20 protein-coding genes are annotated in these 19741 nt (G+C 64.5%); 11 read left to right on the forward strand and 9 right to left on the reverse strand.

All coding sequences use genetic code 11. The features are described from left to right. The first annotated feature begins 80 nt into the window (after positions 1 to 80). Together QFZ88_RS08515 and QFZ88_RS08520 are read left to right on the forward strand one after the other, a co-directional pair. Positions 81 to 1289 (forward strand): pyridoxal phosphate-dependent aminotransferase, encoded by a 1209-nt coding sequence (locus QFZ88_RS08515; protein ID WP_024925819.1) that lies wholly within the window; start codon positions 81 to 83, stop codon positions 1287 to 1289. Then, positions 1286 to 1594 carry a Kazal-type serine protease inhibitor family protein gene (locus tag QFZ88_RS08520; RefSeq protein WP_024925820.1) on the forward strand — a complete coding sequence of 103 codons (309 nt, stop codon included), beginning with the start codon at positions 1286 to 1288 and terminating at the stop codon, positions 1592 to 1594. Before QFZ88_RS08515 ends, QFZ88_RS08520 begins: the two co-directional genes overlap by 4 nt. A gap of 72 nt (positions 1595 to 1666) precedes the next feature. On the opposite strand, the gene QFZ88_RS08525 is transcribed toward QFZ88_RS08520, so the two are convergent. The 4 genes from QFZ88_RS08525 to QFZ88_RS08540 form a co-directional block, all read right to left on the reverse strand. Continuing rightward, entirely contained in the window at positions 1667 to 1957 is a 291-nt protein-coding gene (locus QFZ88_RS08525) for a hypothetical protein (protein ID WP_024925821.1), read from the reverse strand. Between the two features lie 83 nt (positions 1958 to 2040). Further along, positions 2041 to 2796 carry an SDR family oxidoreductase gene (locus tag QFZ88_RS08530; RefSeq protein ID WP_024925822.1) on the reverse strand — a complete coding sequence of 252 codons (756 nt, stop codon included), beginning with the start codon at positions 2794 to 2796 and terminating at the stop codon, positions 2041 to 2043. A gap of 340 nt (positions 2797 to 3136) precedes the next feature. Beyond that, entirely contained in the window at positions 3137 to 3856 is a 720-nt protein-coding gene (locus QFZ88_RS08535) for a tellurite resistance TerB family protein (RefSeq protein WP_024925823.1), read from the reverse strand. 150 nt (positions 3857 to 4006) lie between these two features. Next, complete coding sequence (locus QFZ88_RS08540; protein WP_024925824.1) at positions 4007 to 4936, reverse strand: rhodanese-related sulfurtransferase; 930 nt, start codon at positions 4934 to 4936, stop codon at positions 4007 to 4009. A 180-nt stretch (positions 4937 to 5116) separates the two neighbouring features. On the opposite strand from QFZ88_RS08540, the gene QFZ88_RS08545 reads away from it, so the two are divergent. Then, positions 5117 to 5809, forward strand: a complete 693-nt coding sequence (locus QFZ88_RS08545; protein WP_024925825.1) for an N-acetylmuramidase family protein — start codon at positions 5117 to 5119, stop codon at positions 5807 to 5809. A 241-nt stretch (positions 5810 to 6050) separates the two neighbouring features. Then, positions 6051 to 6692, forward strand: a complete 642-nt coding sequence (locus QFZ88_RS08550; RefSeq protein WP_024925826.1) for a 2-dehydro-3-deoxy-phosphogluconate aldolase — start codon at positions 6051 to 6053, stop codon at positions 6690 to 6692. Positions 6693 to 6784: 92 nt separating this feature from the next. Here QFZ88_RS08550 and QFZ88_RS08555 read toward each other — a convergent pair whose 3' ends face one another. Further along, entirely contained in the window at positions 6785 to 8635 is a 1851-nt protein-coding gene (locus QFZ88_RS08555) for a DUF882 domain-containing protein (protein WP_024925827.1), read from the reverse strand. Positions 8636 to 8890: 255 nt separating this feature from the next. Further along, the gene (locus QFZ88_RS08560) at positions 8891 to 10408 is read right to left on the reverse strand and encodes a sigma-54-dependent transcriptional regulator (protein ID WP_024925828.1); all 1518 of its coding nucleotides are present in this window, start codon (positions 10406 to 10408) and stop codon (positions 8891 to 8893) included. 143 nt (positions 10409 to 10551) lie between these two features. On the opposite strand from QFZ88_RS08560, the gene QFZ88_RS08565 reads away from it, so the two are divergent. From QFZ88_RS08565 to QFZ88_RS08595, 7 genes are all read left to right on the forward strand, one after another. Further along, positions 10552 to 12387: a M3 family oligoendopeptidase gene (locus QFZ88_RS08565; protein WP_024925829.1), complete on the forward strand. Its 1836-nt coding sequence runs from the start codon at positions 10552 to 10554 to the stop codon at positions 12385 to 12387. A 69-nt stretch (positions 12388 to 12456) separates the two neighbouring features. Further along, positions 12457 to 13602 carry an aminodeoxychorismate synthase component I gene (locus QFZ88_RS08570; RefSeq protein WP_024925830.1) on the forward strand — a complete coding sequence of 382 codons (1146 nt, stop codon included), beginning with the start codon at positions 12457 to 12459 and terminating at the stop codon, positions 13600 to 13602. Beyond that, on the forward strand, positions 13551 to 14219 hold the full coding sequence (locus QFZ88_RS08575) for an aminotransferase class IV family protein (protein ID WP_036254675.1): 669 nt from the start codon (positions 13551 to 13553) through the stop codon (positions 14217 to 14219). Before QFZ88_RS08570 ends, QFZ88_RS08575 begins: the two co-directional genes overlap by 52 nt. A 53-nt stretch (positions 14220 to 14272) precedes the next feature. Further along, complete coding sequence (locus tag QFZ88_RS08580) at positions 14273 to 14569, forward strand: CopG family ribbon-helix-helix protein (RefSeq protein ID WP_024925832.1); 297 nt, start codon at positions 14273 to 14275, stop codon at positions 14567 to 14569. After that, the gene (locus tag QFZ88_RS08585; protein WP_024925833.1) at positions 14566 to 14856 is read left to right on the forward strand and encodes a type II toxin-antitoxin system RelE/ParE family toxin; all 291 of its coding nucleotides are present in this window, start codon (positions 14566 to 14568) and stop codon (positions 14854 to 14856) included. The genes QFZ88_RS08580 and QFZ88_RS08585 overlap by 4 nt, the downstream gene beginning before the upstream one ends. Then, a complete protein-coding gene (locus QFZ88_RS08590; protein ID WP_024925834.1) occupies positions 14853 to 15773 on the forward strand; it encodes a heme-dependent oxidative N-demethylase family protein in 921 nt (306 codons plus the stop codon). Before QFZ88_RS08585 ends, QFZ88_RS08590 begins: the two co-directional genes overlap by 4 nt. A gap of 121 nt (positions 15774 to 15894) precedes the next feature. Further along, positions 15895 to 17340, forward strand: coding sequence for a homospermidine synthase (locus tag QFZ88_RS08595; RefSeq protein ID WP_024925835.1), 1446 nt, complete (start codon positions 15895 to 15897; stop codon positions 17338 to 17340). A gap of 88 nt (positions 17341 to 17428) precedes the next feature. On the opposite strand, the gene QFZ88_RS08600 is transcribed toward QFZ88_RS08595, so the two are convergent. From QFZ88_RS08600 to QFZ88_RS08610, 3 genes are all read right to left on the reverse strand, one after another. Continuing rightward, positions 17429 to 17716, reverse strand: coding sequence for a PTS sugar transporter subunit IIB (locus QFZ88_RS08600; RefSeq protein ID WP_024925836.1), 288 nt, complete (start codon positions 17714 to 17716; stop codon positions 17429 to 17431). A gap of 18 nt (positions 17717 to 17734) precedes the next feature. Next, positions 17735 to 18196, reverse strand: a complete 462-nt coding sequence (locus tag QFZ88_RS08605; protein ID WP_024925837.1) for a PTS sugar transporter subunit IIA — start codon at positions 18194 to 18196, stop codon at positions 17735 to 17737. 80 nt (positions 18197 to 18276) lie between these two features. Continuing rightward, entirely contained in the window at positions 18277 to 19674 is a 1398-nt protein-coding gene (locus QFZ88_RS08610; protein ID WP_024925838.1) for a PTS galactitol transporter subunit IIC, read from the reverse strand. Positions 19675 to 19741 lie beyond the last annotated feature (67 nt).

The following is a 19741-nucleotide window of genomic DNA, read 5'->3' on the forward strand; positions in this document are numbered from 1 at the left end:
TGGCTCCTTAACGTTTGACAGGGCTCGCGCACCCTTTCAAAAAACACGGATGCGCAACTAGCACCAGCTGGACCAACAAAATGATCCACACAATCCCTGCCTTCGATCGCCTCGGCGAGGAAAATGCCTTCGCGGTGCTCGCCCGCGCTACCGCGCTTGCCGGGCAGGGACGCGACATCGTCAATCTCGGCATCGGCCAACCGGATTTCCGCACGCCGGAACACATCGTCGAGGCCGCCATCAAGGCGCTGCGCGACGGCCACCATGGCTATACGCCGGCCACCGGCCTTGCCGCCACCCGCGAGGCGGTGGTGCGCCGCACGCTCGCCACCACCGGCGTCGAAGTCTCGCCCGACAACGTCATGATCCTTCCCGGCGGCAAGCCGACCATGTTCGCCGCCATCCTGATGTTCGGCGAAGCGGGCGCCGATATCCTCTATCCCGATCCCGGCTTTCCCATCTATCGCTCGATGATCGAATTCACCGGCGCCCGGCCGGTGCCGGTGCCGATCCGCGAGGAAAACGGTTTTGCCTTCTCCGCCGACGAAACGCTGGCGCTGATCACACCCACCACGCGCCTGCTCATCCTCAACTCGCCTGCCAATCCGACGGGCGGGGTGACGCCACGTACGGAGATCGAGAAGCTGGTGAAAGGGCTGGAACGGCACCCGCATGTCGCGATCCTCTCCGACGAGATCTACGACGTGATGACCTATGACGGCGAGCGACATTGTTCGCTGCTCACCTTCCCGGAAATCCGCGACCGGTTGATCGTGCTCAACGGCTGGTCGAAGACCTGGGCGATGACCGGTTGGCGCATGGGCTGGTCGATCTGGCCGAACGGCGACAAGGGCGCGCATCTCTACGACAAGGTGCGCAAGCTGGCGGTCAATTGCTGGTCCTGCGTCAACGCGCCCAGCCAATATGCCGGCATCGCCGCTATCGACGGCCCGCAGGACGAAGTCGCCGCCATGATGCGGGCCTTCGATCGCCGCCGCAAGCTGGTGGTGGAGGGCCTGAATGCCCTGCCCGGCATTTCCTGCATCACGCCGAAGGGCGCCTTCTACGCCTTCCCCAACATCTCCGGCACCGGCTGGAAAGCCAAGAAACTTGCCTCCGCGCTGCTGGAAGAGGCGGGCGTAGCTCTGATCGGCGGACCGGATTTCGGCGTGCTTGGCGAAGGCTACATGCGGCTTTCCTACGCCAACTCGGAAGACAACATCGCCCGTGCCCTGCAAAGGATCGGCGATTTCCTGATCGCGAACGCAAAGACGGGAGGCACCCCATGAGAGGTACAACCCTGTTCGGGCTGATATCGCTGGTGTTTCTCGTTGGCACGTTTCAGGTGTCGGCCGATGAGCCGATAAAAGCCTGCGGCGGCATAAGGGGCCTCTCCTGTAGTGCCAGCCAATTCTGCGAGTTTCCGGTCGAGACCCAATGTGGCCGCGCTGATCGCATGGGCATTTGCATGCAGAGGCCTGAGATTTGCACGGAGCAATATCAGCCGGTGTGCGGTTGCGACGGCAAGACCTACGGCAACGATTGCGCACGCCGCGCCGCAGGCGCTGCCAAGCTCAAGGATGGGGAGTGCTGAATACCGTCAGACCAATGGCGCTGCACTCATTCAACCAATCCCGGCACTGCCGGAAAGCCTATCACCCAAGAATTAGGTGCTTTGCACTTTAGTCAAGCGCAGCGCAACCTCAACGATAAGACGCACTGCCAACAACTGAAGCACTAAGGTCGCCGCACTCATTACCCCTCCAAAGGCGACGATCGATGCCGACGCACCGAGAACAGCTGGAGTTTTGGGAACAAGAAGAAGCCAAATAGTCGTACCCAACGACTCTAAAACAATTCTCATCGTGAAAATAACTAGTGCTAGCCTCCACAGAACGATTGCCAATTTCTCGACGTCTACGCGCTTTAAAACCCAAATATCCGAAAACTTGCTCATCGACACCCCCGACGTCAGACGACACTCTGGCAGAATTTCTGTACCAGGCCAATTTAGACCCGTTTTTATCCGCGGCGACGTTATCAGCCTCGCCCGACCAGCGGCATCTTGGTCGCCATCACCGTCATGAACAGCACGTTGGCGTCGAGCGGCAGGCCGGCCATATAGACCACGGCTTCGGCGACACGTTCGACATCCATCACCGCTTCCGCCGCGATAGTGCCATTGGCCTGAGGTACACCCACCGTCATCGGCACGGCCATTTCGGTCAGCGCATTGCCGATGTCGATCTGCCCGCAGGCGATGTCGAAGGGACGGCCGTCCAGCGCCAGCGTCTTGGTAAGGCCGGTGATCGCGTGCTTGGTCGCTGTATAGGGCACGGAGCCCGGTCGCGGCACCTGTGCCGAAACGGAGCCGTTGTTGATGATGCGCCCACCCATCGGCGTCTGCCGACGCATGGCGCCGAAGGCGGCGCGGGCGCACAGGAAGGAACCGGTCAGGTTGACGGCAACGATGTCGTTCCAGACCTCGACCGGGATTTCGTCGATCGGTGTCGATTTGTAACCCATGCCGGCATTGTTGAAGAGCAGGTCGACCCGTCCGAACGCATCCGTGGTCGTCTTGAACAGCGCCTCGACCTGGTCGGGCTTGGTGATGTCGCAGGCGACCGCCAGCGCCGCCGCCTTGGTCTTGCCGGCAGCCGCGATTGCGGGCTCGAGCACCGCCTTGCGCCGGCCGCAGAACACCGTGTTCCAGCCGTCCTTCAGCAAGGCTGTCGCAACGCTCTTGCCGATGCCGGTACCCGCGCCGGTGACGATTGCCGTGCCCTTGATTGTCATGCCGTCCTCCCCGGCGCATGCCCCCGAAAATCGGAACGGTTTTCGGACAGGATCGGGCGCCAACTTAAAGTGTTAGAGCGTCCTTTGGGCGAACGATAGGGTGCGGCGCTCAACAGAGACCGAGGCATGGCAAATGAATGCCGCCGTGGCAAGCCGCGGCGCGAGGATCAGAGGGATGGATGGAGATGGCCAACAAAAAGGGCGGTCATTGGCGACCGCCCAGTCTGAACCAGCTTGGGAGGAGGATAGCCGATCCGATGCTTAAAATGATGCGCCTGACTGGTTAACGAAAGATTAACGCAGCCGGCGCCGGTCAACCTTGCGCTGTCGCGTCAGCTTCCTACCACTTCGGATTGACGCCGACCGGCGCTTTTGCCGAGGCGACGGTCGCCTCGATATGATCGACCAGCGCGTCGGGCAGGCTGAGCCGTCCGGCCAGCATGTCGAGATAGCCACGCTCGGCGCGTGTGTCCGGGTCGATGGCGAGACGCGAGGCGGTGTAGAGCTCGATCTTCTGCGCCTCGGTCTTCGCGGCGGCAGCGAGCGCGTCGACATCCGTCGGCGCCGCCAGCGCATCCCGAAGGAAGTCGGTGGCCTCGGCGCCGAGGCCCGACAGGCCGACCTTGTCGATGATCTTGCCGCGCTCCGCCTCGTCGATACGGCCGTCCGCCTTGGCGGCGGCGATCATGGCGCGCACGATGGTCAGCGCGAATTCGGCCTCGCCCTGCGGCGCCTGAGCCGGATCGAAGCTGTCGCCGGCCGGCGGCGGCAACAATTCCGGCTCCCTGGCGACATCGGCCGGCTTCTGGCCGGCCTTGTAGTTCTGGTAGGCCTTGTAGGCCAGCCCGCCAATGGCGGCAAGACCGCCAAGCTTGACGGCCGTGCCGGTCACCTGACGCCCCGCGCCGGTGCCCAGAAGCACGGCAGCCAAGGCGCCGGCGGCCAGCGGATTGTCCTTGGCCATCTGAACGGCCTGGCCTGCCTTGTCGCGCACGGTTCCGGTGGCGCCGGGAACTTGCGAGCTCAGAAGATCGTCGAGCAGTTTCTTGGGGTCGAACATCAAGGGCTCCAGCTTGTCTCGGCGGTTTTCATCCGCAGAGGTAGGCGGGCGAAGGCAACATTACAATGACATCGGCGCCTTTCTTGCTGCGTCGCATGCGCATGGAAGGCCCCCCAAACGGGCTTTCGTGCCGCCGGCCAGATGCCGGGATCAACTGCCGATATGCCGGCGGTCGCCGCGCCGGGCGGCCAGTTCGACCTGGCGGTGGCGCTCGGCATAACGGGCGCGGTCGTCGTCGGAGCGCGCCTCATGGCAATGCGGACACGAGATGCCGGCCTTGTAATGAGGCGAAGCCCGCTCCTGCGGCGTCAGCGGATGCCGGCAGGCGCGGCACAGCTCAGCCTCGCCCTCGGCCAGCCCATGCGAGACGGAGACGCGCTCGTCAAAGACAAAACACTCGCCTTTCCAGAGACTTGCGTCTTCCGGTACGTCTTCGAGATATTTCAGGATGCCACCCTTGAGGTGGAAAACCTCGTCGAAACCGAGCGATTTCACATAGGCGGTCGCCTTCTCGCAGCGGATGCCGCCGGTGCAGAACATAGCGACCTTCTTACCTTCCAGCTCGGCGCTGTGGTCGCGCGCCCATTGCGGGAAATCGCGAAAACTCTTGGTTTGCGGATCGATCGCACCCTCGAAGGTGCCCAATGACACCTCGTAGTCGTTGCGGGTGTCGATGACGACGGTGCCCGGATCTGAGATCAGCGCGTTCCAGTCCTTGGCCTCGACATAGGTGCCGACAGCGCCGAGCGGGTCGATGTCCGAGACGCCCATGGTGACGATCTCGCGCTTAAGCCGCACTTTCATGCGATGGAACGGCATCTCGGCCGCTTCCGAATACTTGACCTCGAGCCCGGACAATTCCGCAATGGATTCAAGATGTTCGATGAGCGCCGCAATGGCCTCGGCGCTGCCGGCGACGGTGCCGTTGATGCCTTCATGCGCCAAAAGCAGCGTGCCCTTGATGCCGTGTCCGCAGCAGAAAGCGGCCAGCGGCGCGCGCAGCGCTTCGTGGTCGGCAAGCCTGGCGAAGCGGTAGAGCGCGGCGACGCGAACGGGTCTGGGCGGCGCGGATTGGTTCATCGGGCACGTCCGTACCCCCTCGCGCCTGTGGACACAAGCACGGGGTGGCGGCTCCGGTGCACAAAAAAGCGCCTGCCCGTTCAAGCCCTTGCGCGGCAGGGGCCGGATTCCGGCGCCCGAATTTATACACAGGCCCGCGAACGGTTCGAAAATCGGTCGAAAAATGGAGAACCGTCCGTCATGTTCGATGAAACCGTCAACACCGCAATCCGTCGCGCCGCCCGCGCCGCCGATCTCGACGCCGCAGCCCTGTTTGCTCTCGTCGAGGTGGAAAGCGGCGGCCGGTTTTTCACGAAAATGGACGGCAGGGCCGAACCGCCGATCCGCTTCGAGGGACACTATTTCGACCGCCGGCTGCAAGGGGCCTCCCGCGAGGCAGCACAGGCTGCCGGTCTCGCCTCTCCCGTCGCGGGAGCGGTCGCCAATCCGCGAACCCAGGCGGCGCGCTGGGCGCTGCTGACGCGGGCGGCGGCCATCGACCGCAAGGCCGCCTATGAATCGACCTCCTGGGGTGTCGGCCAGGTCATGGGCGCGCACTGGGCCTGGCTGGGGTTTGCGGACGTCGAGGCGCTGGTGGCCGAAGCGCGCTCCGGTATCGAGGGCCAGTTGCGGCTGATGCTGCGCTATGTCGACAAGGCCGGTCTGGCGCCGGCGCTGCGCAACCGCGACTGGACCGCTTTCGCGCGCGGCTATAACGGCCCCGGCTATCGCCGCAACGCCTATGACCGCAAGCTTGCCGCCGCCTACCGGCGCCATGCCGGCCTGGCCATCGGCACGTTTGAAGAACTGGACAAGGATGAGCCCCCGGCGCCGTCCGCCGATCCGCTCCACCGCCGCGTTCTCAACTGGCTCGGCCGACAGGTCGGTCGCTAAACGTCGGCTCCACACCGCCGGTCGATGGCAAACGCCAGGCTTAAGATTTTCCACCGGCTGACACTGGTTATCCGGCCGACCGACGCTATCCTTCAGGCCAAGCGCCGGTGTGGCCTCCTATCAGTGCGAAGCTACGTGGACTTGGACATGGCCCTCTGCTAGACAAATTTAAATCGGTTGAATTTTTGCCGGAAAACGGCGTCGGCGAGAAGCCGGGAACAACAAGCCAAGGACAACAGGAATGTCGAACAAGACCGCAAAGCTGCTTTCGCTGCTCGACGGCCAGCCGGTGATCCCGGTGATCAAGATCGCCGACGTCAAGGATGCCGTGCCGCTGGCGCGTGCCCTGGCGCGTGGCGGCCTGCCGGCCATCGAAATCACGCTGCGCACCGACGCGGCGCTCGACTCCATCCGCCGCGTGGCGGCCGAGGTCGAGGAGGCAGTGGTCGGCGCCGGCACCATCCTCAATGCCCGCCAGTTCGACGAGGCGGCCAAGGCCGGCTCGCGTTTCATCGTCAGCCCCGGCCTGACCCGGGAAGTGATCGCGGCCGCCAGCGGCAGCGACGTGCCGCTGCTGCCCGGCGTCATCACGCCGGGCGAAATCATGGCTGCCGCCGAGGCCGGGCTCGATTTCCTGAAATTCTTCCCGGCCGAACAGGCCGGCGGGGCCGCTTTCCTAAAATCGCTGGCTTCGCCCTTCGGCGGCATCCACTTCTGCCCGACCGGCGGCATCGGTGCAAACAACGCCAAGGACTATCTCGGCCTGCCGAACGTGATCTGCGTCGGCGGTTCCTGGGTGGCGCCCGACGAGATGGTCAAGGCCGGCGACTGGGCCGGCATCGAGGCGCTGGCGCGCGAAGCGAGCAAGCTGCGCAAGAAGTGACTTGTCCCTCCCCGCGTGGGAGATCAAAAACTAAGCCGCAAACAAAAACCGCGCCTCATGGGCGCGGTTTTTCGTTTTGGGAACCCACAGACTTACTTGGTCTGGAAGCGGGCCACCGAGAGGAACTTCACGGCGGTGCCGGTGAAGCGGCTGGCGTCGGTCGGCTGGCCGTCCGGCTGGAAGCCGGCGGTGTAGACCTCGCTCGGCGCCGAACGCACCAGATTGTAGGCCAGACGCGGCGCGGTGGTGGAATCCGTCACCTTGGCGATCTGCTCGTTGGCCTGCAGCGCCCAGCGCGCCGCCTTCGGCGCGGCCGGAAGCACCACGGACTTCGCGGTCGGCTTGGCATCCTGCACGTTGGCGCGGGCTTCCTTGCGCGTCGTCTTCACGCTGCCGCCCATGGCCGCGGCCGGATCGGAGCCGGCGGGACGGGCGGCGACGGCGCCACGCGGCGTGGCGGCATCGACGCCGGACGGATCGTTGAAGGCCGAACGCGGCGCCGGGCTCGGCGTGACGGCGGCGACCTGATAGGTGTCGGCGGCGGAGGACTGCTCCAGCACGGCCTTGACCGCGTCGGTACGCCCGCCGGGCGGTACCGCGAACGCGTCGGTGGCCGTCGGTCGCGAGCCCTTACCGGTGTCGGCAAGCGCCAGAAGCACCGCCTGCTGGTTGGGTTCGGCCTGGGCCGTCGCTGTTTCCGGTCGCCGGGTCGGAACCGGCACATTGGCGGCGACAGCCTGATCATCCGCGCTAGCGGCGGCAACCGGCTGCGGCGCATTGGCATCGGCCATGCCGAACGGCACGGTGTCAGGCGAAACAGGTGCCGCGGCGGCCACGACAGTCGGCTGCTCGGCCTGGCTGGTCGCGCTGGCGTCCGCCACGCCGAATGGAACGGTCTCGGGCGTCGGCGGCGTCTGCACGCCGACATCCGCCTTCGGACGCGGCGCCGCACCCGGCAGCGGCACGGAACGGGCCGGCAGCGCCGCGATGATCGTCTCCGGCGTTTCCTTCTTCGGCTCGTCGGCCAGCTGCGGCTCTTCCGGCGTTTCGGCCACGGCCGGAACGTCGGTGCGCTGCGCGTTCTCAGGCGAAACGATGGCGATGCCAGGCTTCGATGCCGCGGCCGGCTTCATCGCGGCCTTCGGCTTCGGCGCCGGCGTCATCGCGACATCGGCGGAATCGTCTTCCTCGTCCTCGCCGCCGCCAAAGAAGGCAGCCAGGAAGCCACCCGACTTGTGGGTGGTGCCGCCGGCGCTGGCCAGTTCGATATTCGGCGTGCCGTTGGACTTGCGCGCCTTGTAGGAGGCCATCGCCTGCTCGTAACCCGGCAGCGGGCGACCGTCGCTCGGCACATGCAGCGTCTTGCCGTTCGGGAACAGGCGCGCCAGTTCCTGGCGGCTGATGCCCGGCCAATGGCGCACATTGCCGACGTCCATGTGCACGAAAGGCGAGCCGGAGGTCGGATAGTAGCCGACGCCGCCGCCCTGCATCTTCAGGCCGATGTCGCGCAGCTTCTTCAGCGGCACGCCTTCGATGTAGAAGTCCATCGCGCGGCCAAGGATATGCTGGCTCTTCTCGGCGACGCCGCTGCGGCGGCTGCGCGATTTCAGCATGGCGTTGGTGGACGGCGCGCGATAGCCGCAGATGACCTGGATATAGCCGCGCGAACCGCTCTGGCGATAGGCTTCCCACACCAGATCCATCAGGCGCGGGTCCATCTTGGTCGGTTCGTTGCGACGCCAGTCGCGCAGGAAGAAGTTCAGCTTCTTGAGGCCGGCCTGATCATAGCGGCCGTTGCGCTTGAAGACGATTTCGTCGACTTCGCCGGTGTGCAGATTGCGCAGCTTGAGCGCGCGCACCTCGGCATGGGCGGCGCCAGCCGAGACGGCAAGCAGGCCAGCCGCCATCGTGGCGCCGGCAAGCCATTTCCGCCAGACGCTCAACGAGGATTGACGCCTGTTCTGGTGTCGTTCGATTCTGCTCAAATCAAAAGGCCTTGCAGACTGCCGTTTGTCCCCGGATTTGATCAAACGGGCATGGTGGATTCACACCCGATAATCGATCCTAATGGTTAATCGACACTTATTGAAGCCGAAATGCGGTAACACCGTGGCGATATCCCGCCCTAATTTCCGCAATTCGCTTCTTGGTAAACCACTGGTTTAAACGAGGAAACTCGCCCGAAGCTTGCGCGGGAATCAGGAGGCTATCTTTTCCGCCCGACCGGTTTCGGGATCAATGCCATATTCCTTGAGTTTTCTGTACAGCGTCGAGCGACCAATGCCAAGCCGCCGCGCCACCTCGCTCATCTGGCCATTGTAGTGGTCGATGGCAAGCCGGATCATCTCCAGTTCGACCGCCGCCAGCGAACGCACATCGCCACGATCGTCGAGCGCGGCCAGCGTGCCGAAGCGCTGTTCCAGGCGCGGCGGCAGGCTTGCGTGAGCAGGCATTTGCGGCACTGGCTCCACCGCCTCGTCGGCAAGGTCGGGCACCACGGACGGCGCGGCCGCTTCCAGCACCACGGTACCTTCGACCTGGGCACGGATCTGCGGGAATTCCTCCACCGTCAGCGTCTCGCCTTCGGCCAGAACCGAGGCGCGGTAGATGGCGTTTTCGAGCTGGCGGATGTTGCCCGGCCAGTCATAGGCCTGGAGCATGGCCAGCGCCGGTTCGGCGATCGACAGCCGGCGCTTCGGGCCGACCGGCGTGACCTTGTCCATGAAATGCCGGACCAGGAAGGGGATGTCCTCCTTACGGCGGCGCAGCGGCGGCACCATGATCGGGAAGACATTGAGGCGATAGAACAAATCCTCGCGGAAGCCGCCATCCTTGACCTGCTGCAACAGGTCGCGGTGAGTGGCCGAGATCAGCCGGATATCGACCTTGACCGTGGCGCGGGCGCCGACCGGGTCGACCTCGCCCTCCTGCACGGCACGCAGGAGTTTTACTTGCACATCGAGCGGCAGGTCGCCGATCTCGTCGAGGAACAGCGTGCCCGAATGCGCCTCGACGAACTTGCCCGCATGTTTTTCGGAAGCGCCGGTGAAGGAACCCTTCTCGTGGCCGAACAGGATCGATTCGACCAGATTGGCGGGGATGGCGCCGCAATTGACGGTGACGAAGGGTTTCGAGCGACGGTCGCCGCTGCCCTGGATGGCGCGCGCCACCATTTCCTTGCCGACGCCCGATTCGCCCTCGATGAGGATCGGGATGGACGAAGCCGCCGCCTTCTGGCCGAGCCGGATGACGCGCTCCATCGCAGCACTTCGCGTGGCGAGGTCCTTGAAGGAGAGTGTCTGGCCGGCGCGGCGCGCGGTGCGCTTCACCGCCACCTCGACCTCCTCGACCTTGAGCGCGCTGGCGATTGCCGCCTGCAGGCGCTCCGGCGAGGCCGGCTTGACGACGAAGTCGAAAGCGCCGTGGCGCATCGCCTTCACCACCGTTTCGATGCCGCCTTGCGCGGTCTGCACGATGACCGGGATGCGGATGTCGCGCTCGCGCATTGCCTTGAGTACGGCGATACCGTCCATGCCGGGCATGGCGAGGTCGAGCACCACGACCGACACGTCGCGGGCGCCCGGCCCATCCATCGCCGCCAGCCCGGCCTCGCCGCCATCGGCGGTGAGCGCCGAATGGCCGAAACGGCTGAGCGCGGCCTCCACCAGCCTGCGCTGGACCGGATCGTCGTCGACGATGAGGATGGAACCTGTCATGAGTGTCGCGATTTCCCCGTCGCCATCGCTTGTGCCCTATGGATCATCTTGGCACAGGGTTCTAAATAAGCTTTCAAAAAAGCCGGTGAACGAATTGCTTAGGATTTGACCGGCCCGCGCGGCATTTTCCGGAAGGTGTTGAAATGCAAACGTTTTTTGACCGGCTTCATGCGCCGGCCCAAATCGGCCGCAAGGCAGCCGAACTCGGCAATCTGCCCGAATGGAACCTGGCCGACCTCTACGCCGGCATGAACGCGCCGGAACTGAAGCGCGACATCGACAAGGCCGGCGCCGATGCCGCCGCCTTCGAGGACCGCTGGAAGGGCACCTTGGCGGCCGAAGCCGCGCACGGCGCCGACGGCAAGCTCGGCGAGGCGCTGAAATCCTATGAAGCGCTGGAAGAGCTGATCGGCAGGATCGTCTCCTATGCCGGGCTGGTCTATGCCGGCGACACCTCCGACCCGCAGCGCGCCAAGCTTTACGGCGACGTCCAGGAGAAGATGACGGATGCCTCCTCGCATCTCCTGTTCTTCGGGCTGGAGCTGAACCTGGTGGACGACGCGGCGATCGAGCAGGCGCTCGCCGCCGACCCGGAATTCGGCCACTACCGACCCTGGGTGCTCGACCTCAGGATGGACAAGCCCTACCAGCTCGAGGACCGCATCGAGCAATTGTTCCACGAAAAGTCGGTGACCGGGCGCGGCGCCTGGAACCGGCTGTTCGACGAGACGATGACGGAGCTGCGCTTCGACATCGATGGCGAACAGCTGGCGCTGGAGCCGACGCTCAACCGGCTGCAGGACGCAGACGGCGCGGTGCGCCGCCAGGCTTCCGAGGCGCTGGCCGCGACCTTCGCCAAGAACCTTCGCACCTTCACGCTGATCACCAACACACTGGCCAAGGACAAGGAAATCTCCGACCGCTGGCGCGGCTTCCAGGACATCGCCGATTCACGCCACCTCGCCAATCGCGTCGAGCGCGGCGTCGTGGATGCGCTGGCGAGCGCCGTTCGCGACGCCTATCCGCGCCTGTCGCACCGCTATTATCGCATGAAGGCGCGCTGGCTCGGCATGGACGAGATGAACCACTGGGACCGCAACGCGCCGCTGCCCGAAACGCCGCAAGCGACGATACCGTGGGACGAAGCCAGGAACACCGTTCTGTCAGCCTATCACCGCTTCTCGCCGGAGATGGCCGATATTGCGCGCCGCTTCTTCGACCGCAACTGGATCGACGCGCCCGTGCGGCCCGGCAAGTCGCCCGGCGCCTTCGCCCATCCGACGGTGCCGTCGGCGCATCCCTATGTTTTGTTGAACTATATGGGCAAGCCGCGCGACGTGATGACGCTGGCGCACGAACTCGGCCATGGCGTGCATCAGGTGCTGGCCGGCGGCCAGGGCGCGCTGATGGCTTCAACCCCGCTGACCTTGGCCGAGACCGCCTCGGTGTTCGGCGAGATGCTGACCTTCCGTTCCCTGCTCGACAAAACCGAGGACCGGCGCGAACGCAAGGCCATGCTCGCCCAGAAGGTCGAGGACATGATCAACACGGTGGTGCGCCAGATCGCCTTCTACGAATTCGAGCGCAAGGTGCACACCGAGCGCAAGAACGGCGAGCTGACCTCCGACCAGCTCGGCAAGTTCTGGCTGGAGGTGCAGGCGGAAAGCCTGGGCCCAGCGATCAAGCTGCGCGAGGGCTACGAGACCTTCTGGGCCTACATCCCGCACTTCATCCATTCGCCGTTCTACGTCTATGCCTATGCCTTCGGCGACTGCCTGGTGAACTCGCTCTACGCCGTCTACCAGAACGCCGAACGCGGCTTCCAGGAGAAGTATTTCGACATGCTGCGCGCCGGCGGCACCAAGCATCATTCCGAGCTGTTGAAACCGTTCGGATTGGATGCCTCGGACCCGGCCTTCTGGCAGATCGGGCTTGGCATCATCTCCAACCTGATCGACGAACTGGAAGCGCTGGATTAGGACGGCTTACCCCCCCTTTGCGGGGAGGGGCGATCCGCGCGACGGATCGGGTTGGGGGTATAAGACAAATTGACGGTAGCCCCTTTCGCTCTCTTCCGCGACGATCAGGCCGGCCGCGAAGTGCTGTTCGAGGAGCCGTCGGCGCTAATCGTCGCCGACGAAGCCCATGATTTCGAAGCGGCGCTGGAACAGGCCGAGGCAGCGCGTCGCGCCGGAAAATGGCTGGCTGGTTACTTTTCATACGAAGCCGGCTACCTGCTGGAATCGAAGCTGAAGCCACTGCTGCCCGAGGGCCGGCGCGCGCCGCTGGTGGCGCTCGGCGTCTTTGACGGACCCTCCGACCGCAGCCTGCCGTCTGGCCAGCCCGACACCAACGGGCCGATCTTCGATGCGACCGCACGTTGGTCGTTCGAGGATTACGAGAAACGCTTTGCGCGCCTGCACCGCCATCTGCGCGAAGGCGACTGCTACCAGGGCAACCTCACCTTCCCCATCAACGCGCATTGGTCGGGCGATCCGCTCGCCGCTTTCAACGCGCTGGTCGCGCGCCAGCCGGTGAAATATGGCGCGCTCGTTTCGCTGGCCGGCCCGACCGTCTTGTCGCGCTCGCCCGAACTGTTCTTCCAGATCGACGGCAATGGCTGGATCGAGACACATCCGATGAAGGGCACCGCACCGCGCGGCGCAACGCCAGAGGAAGACGCGGCGCTGAAGGAGTTTTTGCGCAACGACGAGAAGAACCAGGCCGAAAACCGCATGATCGTCGACCTGTTGCGCAACGACATCTCGCTGATCTCCGAGGTCGGCACGCTGGATGTGCCGGACCTGTTCCGCATCGAAAGCTATCCGACCGTGCACCAGATGGTGTCGACCGTGCGCGCAAGATTGCTGCCCGATCTCAGCATCCGCCGCATCTTTTCGGCACTCTTTCCATGCGGCTCGATCACCGGCGCGCCGAAGATCCGCGCCATGGAAATCCTGCGCGAGCTGGAAGGCGTGCCGCGCGACGTCTATTGCGGCGCCATCGGCTGGATAGCGCCCAATGGCACGATGCGCTTTTCGGTGGCCATCAGGACCATCTCGCTCTTCGCCGACGGCGAGGCCGTCTACAATGTCGGCGGCGGCGTGGTGTTCGATTCCACGGCGCAGGAGGAGTATGAGGAATGCCTGCTGAAGGCCCGCTTCGCGACGGGAACCGCCCCGGCTTCACGCTGATCGAGACGTTGCGCTGGCAGCCCGGCGACGGCTTCCTGCGCTTGGACCGGCATCTGGCGCGACTGGCAAGCTCGGCCAAGACGCTTGGCTTCCGCCACGAACCGGCAACAGTGCGAACCGCGCTGGACGATGCCATCCGAGACGCCGACGGCCCGCTGCGCATGCGCCTGACGCTCGCTGCCGACGGGACCGTCGAAGCGACCGCGCAACCGTTCCAGCCTTTGCCAACGGGGATGGTATGGACACTGCGGCTGGCGCAGACCCGGCTCGCTTCCACAGACGCGTTGCTGCGCCACAAGACAAGCCGCCGCGAGGCCTATCTGGCGGCGCGCGCCGAATACGCCCCGGCGGAAGCCGACGAAGTGCTGCTGGCCAATGAGCGCGACGAGATTTGCGAGGGCACCATCACCAACCTCTTCGTCGATGCTGGCGACGGCGGCCCGTTGCTTACTCCCGCGCTCGGTTGCGGGCTGTTGCCAGGCATATTGCGCGGCGAACTGCTGGATCAAGGCAAGGCGCACGAAGCGGTTCTAACCTTGGCCGACCTCGCCGCAGCGAAGCAACTTTACGTCGGCAATTCACTGCGCGGGCTGATCGCCGCAAGGCTGGTTTATTGACCTTCCGACCAGCGGCGCATACATTGTGTTCACCTGTGTTCATGGAGACGACGATGGCAGCCGGCGGCACGTTTTCGGTGCGCCTCCCCCCGGAGACGAAACGAGAGTTGGAGGAGTATGCCAAGGCCACAAAGCGCTCCAGCGCCTTCATCGTCAAGGAGGCTGTCGAGGCACATCTGGCGGAGCGCCGCGCCTATCTAGAGGCGATCGAAGAGGGCGAACGCGAGGCCGATCTCGGCGTCTTCGTTTCGGGCGAGGCGGTATTCAAATGGATGGAGTCTTGGGGCACGGACAAGGAATTGCCGCGGCCCGAACCGGATGTCTTTCCGGCCAATGATGGCAAATCTTGATCCTCGTCGTCACCCCCAGAGCCGCGCGCGATCTGGACGACATCCACTCCTATATTGCGCATGATGACCCGTCAGCGGCGAATGACGTCATGCGCCGGCTGGTCAAGGCGCTGAAAATGATCGCGGAACGCCCGGCGATTGGCCGGCAGGGCGCCACTGGCGCCAGGCGACACGAATGGTCCGTTCCGGGCCTGCCCTACCTCATCCCCTACCGTGTAGAGGCCGAAAGGGTGATCATCCTTCGCGTCTTCCACACCGCCCGTTTGCGCCCACTTGATTGGTCATGATGCCTCCCCACACCCCCTATGACGGTTCCTCCAAGCTGTTCGCCATCGGCCTGAAGCCGCTCGAACTCGACCGCTGGCTGGAGATCGACGATGATTTCGGTGCCTATCTGACCGAGAAGCGCCGGCTCTATGCCGAACTGCCCGACAAGGTCTTTGTCGAGGAGGCGGGAACCCGCGACGCGCAGCGCGAGGTGCTGGAGCTGGTCGAGGCGCATATGGCCGCCTATCACCCAGGGATGCTGGATGAGGCGCGGGCGGCGGGCGGCGCAGGCTCCAGCGCGCCGGCCGACGCACCGCTGGTGGCGGCCTCGCTGATGGTTCAGGACGATCTCATCCTGATGCGGCGCGGCGAGGACGGCTGGCGGCTTGCCGCCGGCTCATTGTGCTTCCCCTCCTCCTGGTCGCTGACCGAGAAATTCGGCAAGCCGCTGCACCGGATCCATGATCCGGTGCCGGGTTTCGGCACCGGCACGCGGCCCGCCGAAGTGATCAGCCGCATGTTCGACAATCTGCAAGGCCAGGCGGTGGAACGCTTCAACTGGTCGGTCCAGGCCAACGATGCGCTTTACCACCCGCTGTCGGACCGCCAGCGCATCGCCCGCGCCGCCGACCGGCCGTCGAACTTCCCCGACGGCGACATCAACGCGCATGCCTTCATCCGCGTCGAGCGGCAGACATTGCGCAAGCTACCTCTGTCGCGCGACATCCTGTTCACCATCCGCATCCATCTCGACCCGCTGGCGGTGCTCGCCCGCCATCCCGAGCGCGCCCGCATCGCCGCCTCCTTCGCCACGCAGCTTGGCGAACTGGACGAGGCGCAGCTCGACTACAAGGGGCTGACCGCCGACCGCGACCGGCTGGTGGTCTATCTTGGCGAGATGGCGGCATCTCCTTCTCCCCTTGTGGGAGAAGGTTAGGCGCCAGCGGCCGGATTCGCTTTATTGTGACAAGCATGTATGGTTTAGCAGTTGCAGCCGGGCGCATCCGCGTCCGGCTTTCTTATGAGGACAATGCGTCAAAGAAGGAGTGCCGCAAAAAATGGCGAATGAAAAATGGCCCGTCTACGGTGAGATCACCGGCCCGATCGTGATGATTGGCTTCGGTTCGATCGGCCGTGGCTCGCTTCCGCTCATCGAGCGCCATTTCAAGTTCGACAAGTCGCGCATGGTGATCATCGATCCCAGCGAAGAGAACCGCAAACTGGCGGATGAGCGCGGCATCACCTTCCTGAAGGAATCTGTCACCAAGGATAATTACAAGGAACTGCTGACGCCGCTGCTGACCAATGGCGGCGGCCGGGGTTTCTGCGTCAACCTGTCGGTCGACACCGGCTCGGTCGACATCATGCGGCTGACCCGCAAGCTCGGCGCGCTTTATGTCGACACCGTCGTCGAGCCGTGGTTGGGCTTCTATTTCGACACCGAGGCTTCCAATGCCTCGCGCACCAACTATGCGCTGCGCGAAAGCCTGCTGGCCGAGAAGCGCAAGCATCCGGGCGGTCCGACCGCCGTTTCGACCTGCGGCGCCAATCCCGGCATGGTTTCCTGGTTCGTCAAGCAGGCGCTGGTCGACCTCGCCAAGGAGCTCGGCCTCGATGCCGAGACGCCGGCGCAGGACGACCGCGAAGGCTGGGCCAGGTTGATGAAAAAGGCCGGCGTCAAGGGCGTGCACATCGCCGAGCGCGACACTCAGCGCACCAAGAAGCCGAAGCCGATGAATGTGTTCTGGAACACCTGGTCGGTGGAAGGTTTCATTTCGGAAGGCCTGCAGCCCGCCGAACTTGGCTGGGGCACGCATGAGAAGTGGCTGCCGAAGAACGCCAAAAAGCACAAGAAGGGCTCCAAGGCCGCCATCTATCTAGAACAGCCCGGCGCCAACACCCGCGTGCGCACCTGGTGCCCGACGCCCGGCCCGCAATATGGCTTCCTCGTCACCCACAATGAGGCGATCTCGATCTCCGATTTCTTCACCGTGCGCGACAAGCATGGCGAAGTGACCTACCGCCCGACCTGCCACTATGCCTATCACCCGAGCAACGACGCCGTGCTGTCGCTGCACGAGATGTTCGGCGCCGCCGGCAAGGCGCAGCCTGTGCACCACGTGCTCGAGGAGAACGAACTGGTCGACGGCTCCGACGAGTTGGGCGTCCTGCTCTACGGCCACAAGAAAAACGCCTACTGGTACGGCTCGCAGCTGACGCTCGAAGAGGCGCGCAAGCTCGCTCCCTACCAGAACGCCACCGGCCTGCAGGTATCGTCGGCGGTGCTGGCCGGCATGGTCTGGGCACTGGAAAACCCGGAAGCCGGCATCGTCGAGGCCGACGAGATGGATTTCAACCGCTGCCTGGAAGTGCAGAAGCCCTATCTCGGCCCGGTGAACGGCCACTACACCGACTGGACCCCGCTGGACGGCCGCCCCGGCCTGTTCCCGGAAGACATCGACGAGAAAGACCCCTGGCAGTTCCGCAACATCCTGGTGCGGTAAGCACCAGCAGATCCAAAACAAAAAAGGGCGTCATCGACGCCCTTTTTCATTTAACCGGCCGTGACGGCTGCTGTCGCTGCGGCCGTCTCTACTTCCGCAGCTCGGCCTCGATATCGTCCAGCGCCTTGTCCTTGCCGATGCCGGTGAGAAAGGCGAGGCCCTTGACGAGCGGCACCGTCACCGAAGCCGAGATCGGCGTGGTCGAGACGATAAGGTCGACATTGTCGGCCATCGAGGCCACTTCGGTCGCCTTGCACTGCATGGCGTTGAAGGTGAGCCCGCGCGCCTTCATGGCTTCGGTCACCGCGACGTTGACCGCCGTCGAGGTGGCGACGCCGGTGCCGCAGGCAAATAGAATGGTCTTCTGTCTGGCCATGTAAATGTCCTTTCCCGCTTAACCCAGAACCGCTCTGACGTCGTCGACGCTTGCTGCCCGCTTCAGGCCGGCCAGCGCTTCCGGGCTCTGGATGGTGCCCATGATCTCCTGCAGCATTTCTATCTGCTTGTCCTTGTCGTTGATGGCAAGCAGGAAGACGATGCCGACCGGTACCGCCTCGTCCGGCTCTTCCATATTGGCGAAGGTGACCGGCTTCGACAGCACCGCCAGCGCCACGCCCGCTCTGTTGACATGCACCGGGTCCGTGTGGGGAACCGCCACGTTTTCCGCGAGACCCAGCGGCAGGCCGGTTGGCATCGTCTGTTCGCGCTTCACCACGGCGTCGGCATAGCTTGGCTTGACGTAGCCGAGCGTCTCCAGCCTGGAGGCGAGCTGGCGGATCACCGCCTCGCTTGTGTCGGCGTCCACGCCAAGCAGGATGGCTTCGGGGTCGATATGGTCGATCAAGGCTTGCGCCATCAAGTCTTCTCCAATGTTCGGGGCCGGCGGCTGTCACGCCACCGGCCCCTTCTTAATCATGCAGGCGAAAGCGCCCGCTTTCAGGCGGACTGCTCATCCTCGGCGCCGGCGGCGCGCTCCCAGGCCAGCGTGTTGCGGCGATAGAGCACGAAGACGGCCGCTATCACCACCGCCAGCAGGCCAAGGCCGGCGATGCCGAGACCCTGGATCGCCTCGATGATCACGTAGGGCACCCAGAGGAAGCCGTCGACCACCGAGGTGATCTGCACCGCGTTTTCCGGCATCTTGAAGCCCGACGAGATGGCCGCGCTGGTGAACAGCGGCGCCAGAGCGTTGGCGACATAGAAGCCGAGCGCCAGCGTGACGGTGCCGACCACGACCATGCGGAAGACGTTGCCTTTCAGGAGCGGCGCGGTCATCGCCACGATGAAGGGGATGACGGCGAGGTCGGCGAACAGGATGACGCGGTTGCCCGGCAGGATCACCGACAGGATGATGGCGATCGGCACCAGGATCAGCGACGACGAGATGGCGGCCGGGTGGCCAATCAGGATCGCCGAATCGAGGCCGACCAGAAGCTCGCGGTCGCCGGTGCGCTTGCGCACGAATTCCTGGGCGGCGTCCGAGACCGGCAGCAGGCCTTCCATCAAGACCTTCACCATGCGCGGCAGAAGCAGCATCACGGCGGCCAGCGTCATGCCGGTGGTGAGGACCTTGGACAACACCGTGCCAAAATCGCCGGCGTTGTAATAAGCGATGGCGCCGAGCACGAGGCCGATGATGAGGCCGAGCACCACCGGCTCGCCGAACACGCCGAAGCGCTTTTCGATGGTCTCGGTCGAGATGTTGATCTTGTTGATGCCGGGGATACGGTCGATCACCCAGTTGAGCACGATGGCGATGGGCAGGATCTGCGCCGAGGCCAGATGCGGCACCGAGACGCCCGGAATGCCGTAGAACTGCTGCACCGCGCGCGCCGACCAGTCGGCGAACAGCAGCGCAAGTGCCGCGACAAGTGCCGCCACTGCCAGGCCGTAACCCAGGCTGCCCGTGGCGGCGGTGGCCAGCGAGCCGACAAAGGCGAAGTGCCAGAAGTTCCAGACGTCGACATTGAGCGTGCGGGTGAGGCGCAGAAGCAGAAGCGCGACGTTGACCGCGATGCCGATCGGGATGACCCACAGGCCAACCGACGAGCCGAAGGCGATGGCCGCGGCCGACGGCCAACCCACGTCAACGATGTCGCGATGAATGCCAGTGTTGGTGACGATGGCCTTGGCCACGTCGCCGATCGAATTGAGCATCAGGCCGAGCACCAGGTTGATACCGATGAAGGCGACGCCGATGGTGACGGCGGCGCGGAAGGCGCGGCCGACCTTGGCCCCCAGCACGACGGCGATGATAAAGATGACGATGGGCAACAGCACCGTTGCGCCAAGCGTGTCCACGGCCGCTTTCAGGCCGGTCAAGAAACTGTCCATTTTCCCTCCCCAAGACCGCCCGATTGGTTTCCGGTGCGGTTTCTCCAGAACATTTGTGTTCTTCGAT

This window comes from Mesorhizobium sp. YL-MeA3-2017 (assembly GCF_030814575.1).
Lineage (GTDB): Bacteria > Pseudomonadota > Alphaproteobacteria > Rhizobiales > Rhizobiaceae > Mesorhizobium > Mesorhizobium terrae.

Coding starts and splice junctions, on each gene's coding strand:
- QFZ88_RS08515 (WP_024925819.1), top strand. CDS start 81: ATGATCCACACAATCCCTGCCTTCGATCGCCTCGGCGAGGAAAATGCC.
- QFZ88_RS08520 (WP_024925820.1), top strand. CDS start 1,286: ATGAGAGGTACAACCCTGTTCGGGCTGATATCGCTGGTGTTTCTCGTT.
- QFZ88_RS08525 (WP_024925821.1), bottom strand. CDS start 1,957: ATGAGCAAGTTTTCGGATATTTGGGTTTTAAAGCGCGTAGACGTCGAG.
- QFZ88_RS08530 (WP_024925822.1), bottom strand. CDS start 2,796: ATGACAATCAAGGGCACGGCAATCGTCACCGGCGCGGGTACCGGCATC.
- QFZ88_RS08535 (WP_024925823.1), bottom strand. CDS start 3,856: ATGTTCGACCCCAAGAAACTGCTCGACGATCTTCTGAGCTCGCAAGTT.
- QFZ88_RS08540 (WP_024925824.1), bottom strand. CDS start 4,936: ATGAACCAATCCGCGCCGCCCAGACCCGTTCGCGTCGCCGCGCTCTAC.
- QFZ88_RS08545 (WP_024925825.1), top strand. CDS start 5,117: ATGTTCGATGAAACCGTCAACACCGCAATCCGTCGCGCCGCCCGCGCC.
- QFZ88_RS08550 (WP_024925826.1), top strand. CDS start 6,051: ATGTCGAACAAGACCGCAAAGCTGCTTTCGCTGCTCGACGGCCAGCCG.
- QFZ88_RS08560 (WP_024925828.1), bottom strand. CDS start 10,408: ATGACAGGTTCCATCCTCATCGTCGACGACGATCCGGTCCAGCGCAGG.
- QFZ88_RS08565 (WP_024925829.1), top strand. CDS start 10,552: ATGCAAACGTTTTTTGACCGGCTTCATGCGCCGGCCCAAATCGGCCGC.
- QFZ88_RS08575 (WP_036254675.1), top strand. CDS start 13,551: ATGCCTGCTGAAGGCCCGCTTCGCGACGGGAACCGCCCCGGCTTCACG.
- QFZ88_RS08580 (WP_024925832.1), top strand. CDS start 14,273: ATGGCAGCCGGCGGCACGTTTTCGGTGCGCCTCCCCCCGGAGACGAAA.
- QFZ88_RS08590 (WP_024925834.1), top strand. CDS start 14,853: ATGATGCCTCCCCACACCCCCTATGACGGTTCCTCCAAGCTGTTCGCC.
- QFZ88_RS08595 (WP_024925835.1), top strand. CDS start 15,895: ATGGCGAATGAAAAATGGCCCGTCTACGGTGAGATCACCGGCCCGATC.
- QFZ88_RS08600 (WP_024925836.1), bottom strand. CDS start 17,716: ATGGCCAGACAGAAGACCATTCTATTTGCCTGCGGCACCGGCGTCGCC.
- QFZ88_RS08605 (WP_024925837.1), bottom strand. CDS start 18,196: ATGGCGCAAGCCTTGATCGACCATATCGACCCCGAAGCCATCCTGCTT.
- QFZ88_RS08610 (WP_024925838.1), bottom strand. CDS start 19,674: ATGGACAGTTTCTTGACCGGCCTGAAAGCGGCCGTGGACACGCTTGGC.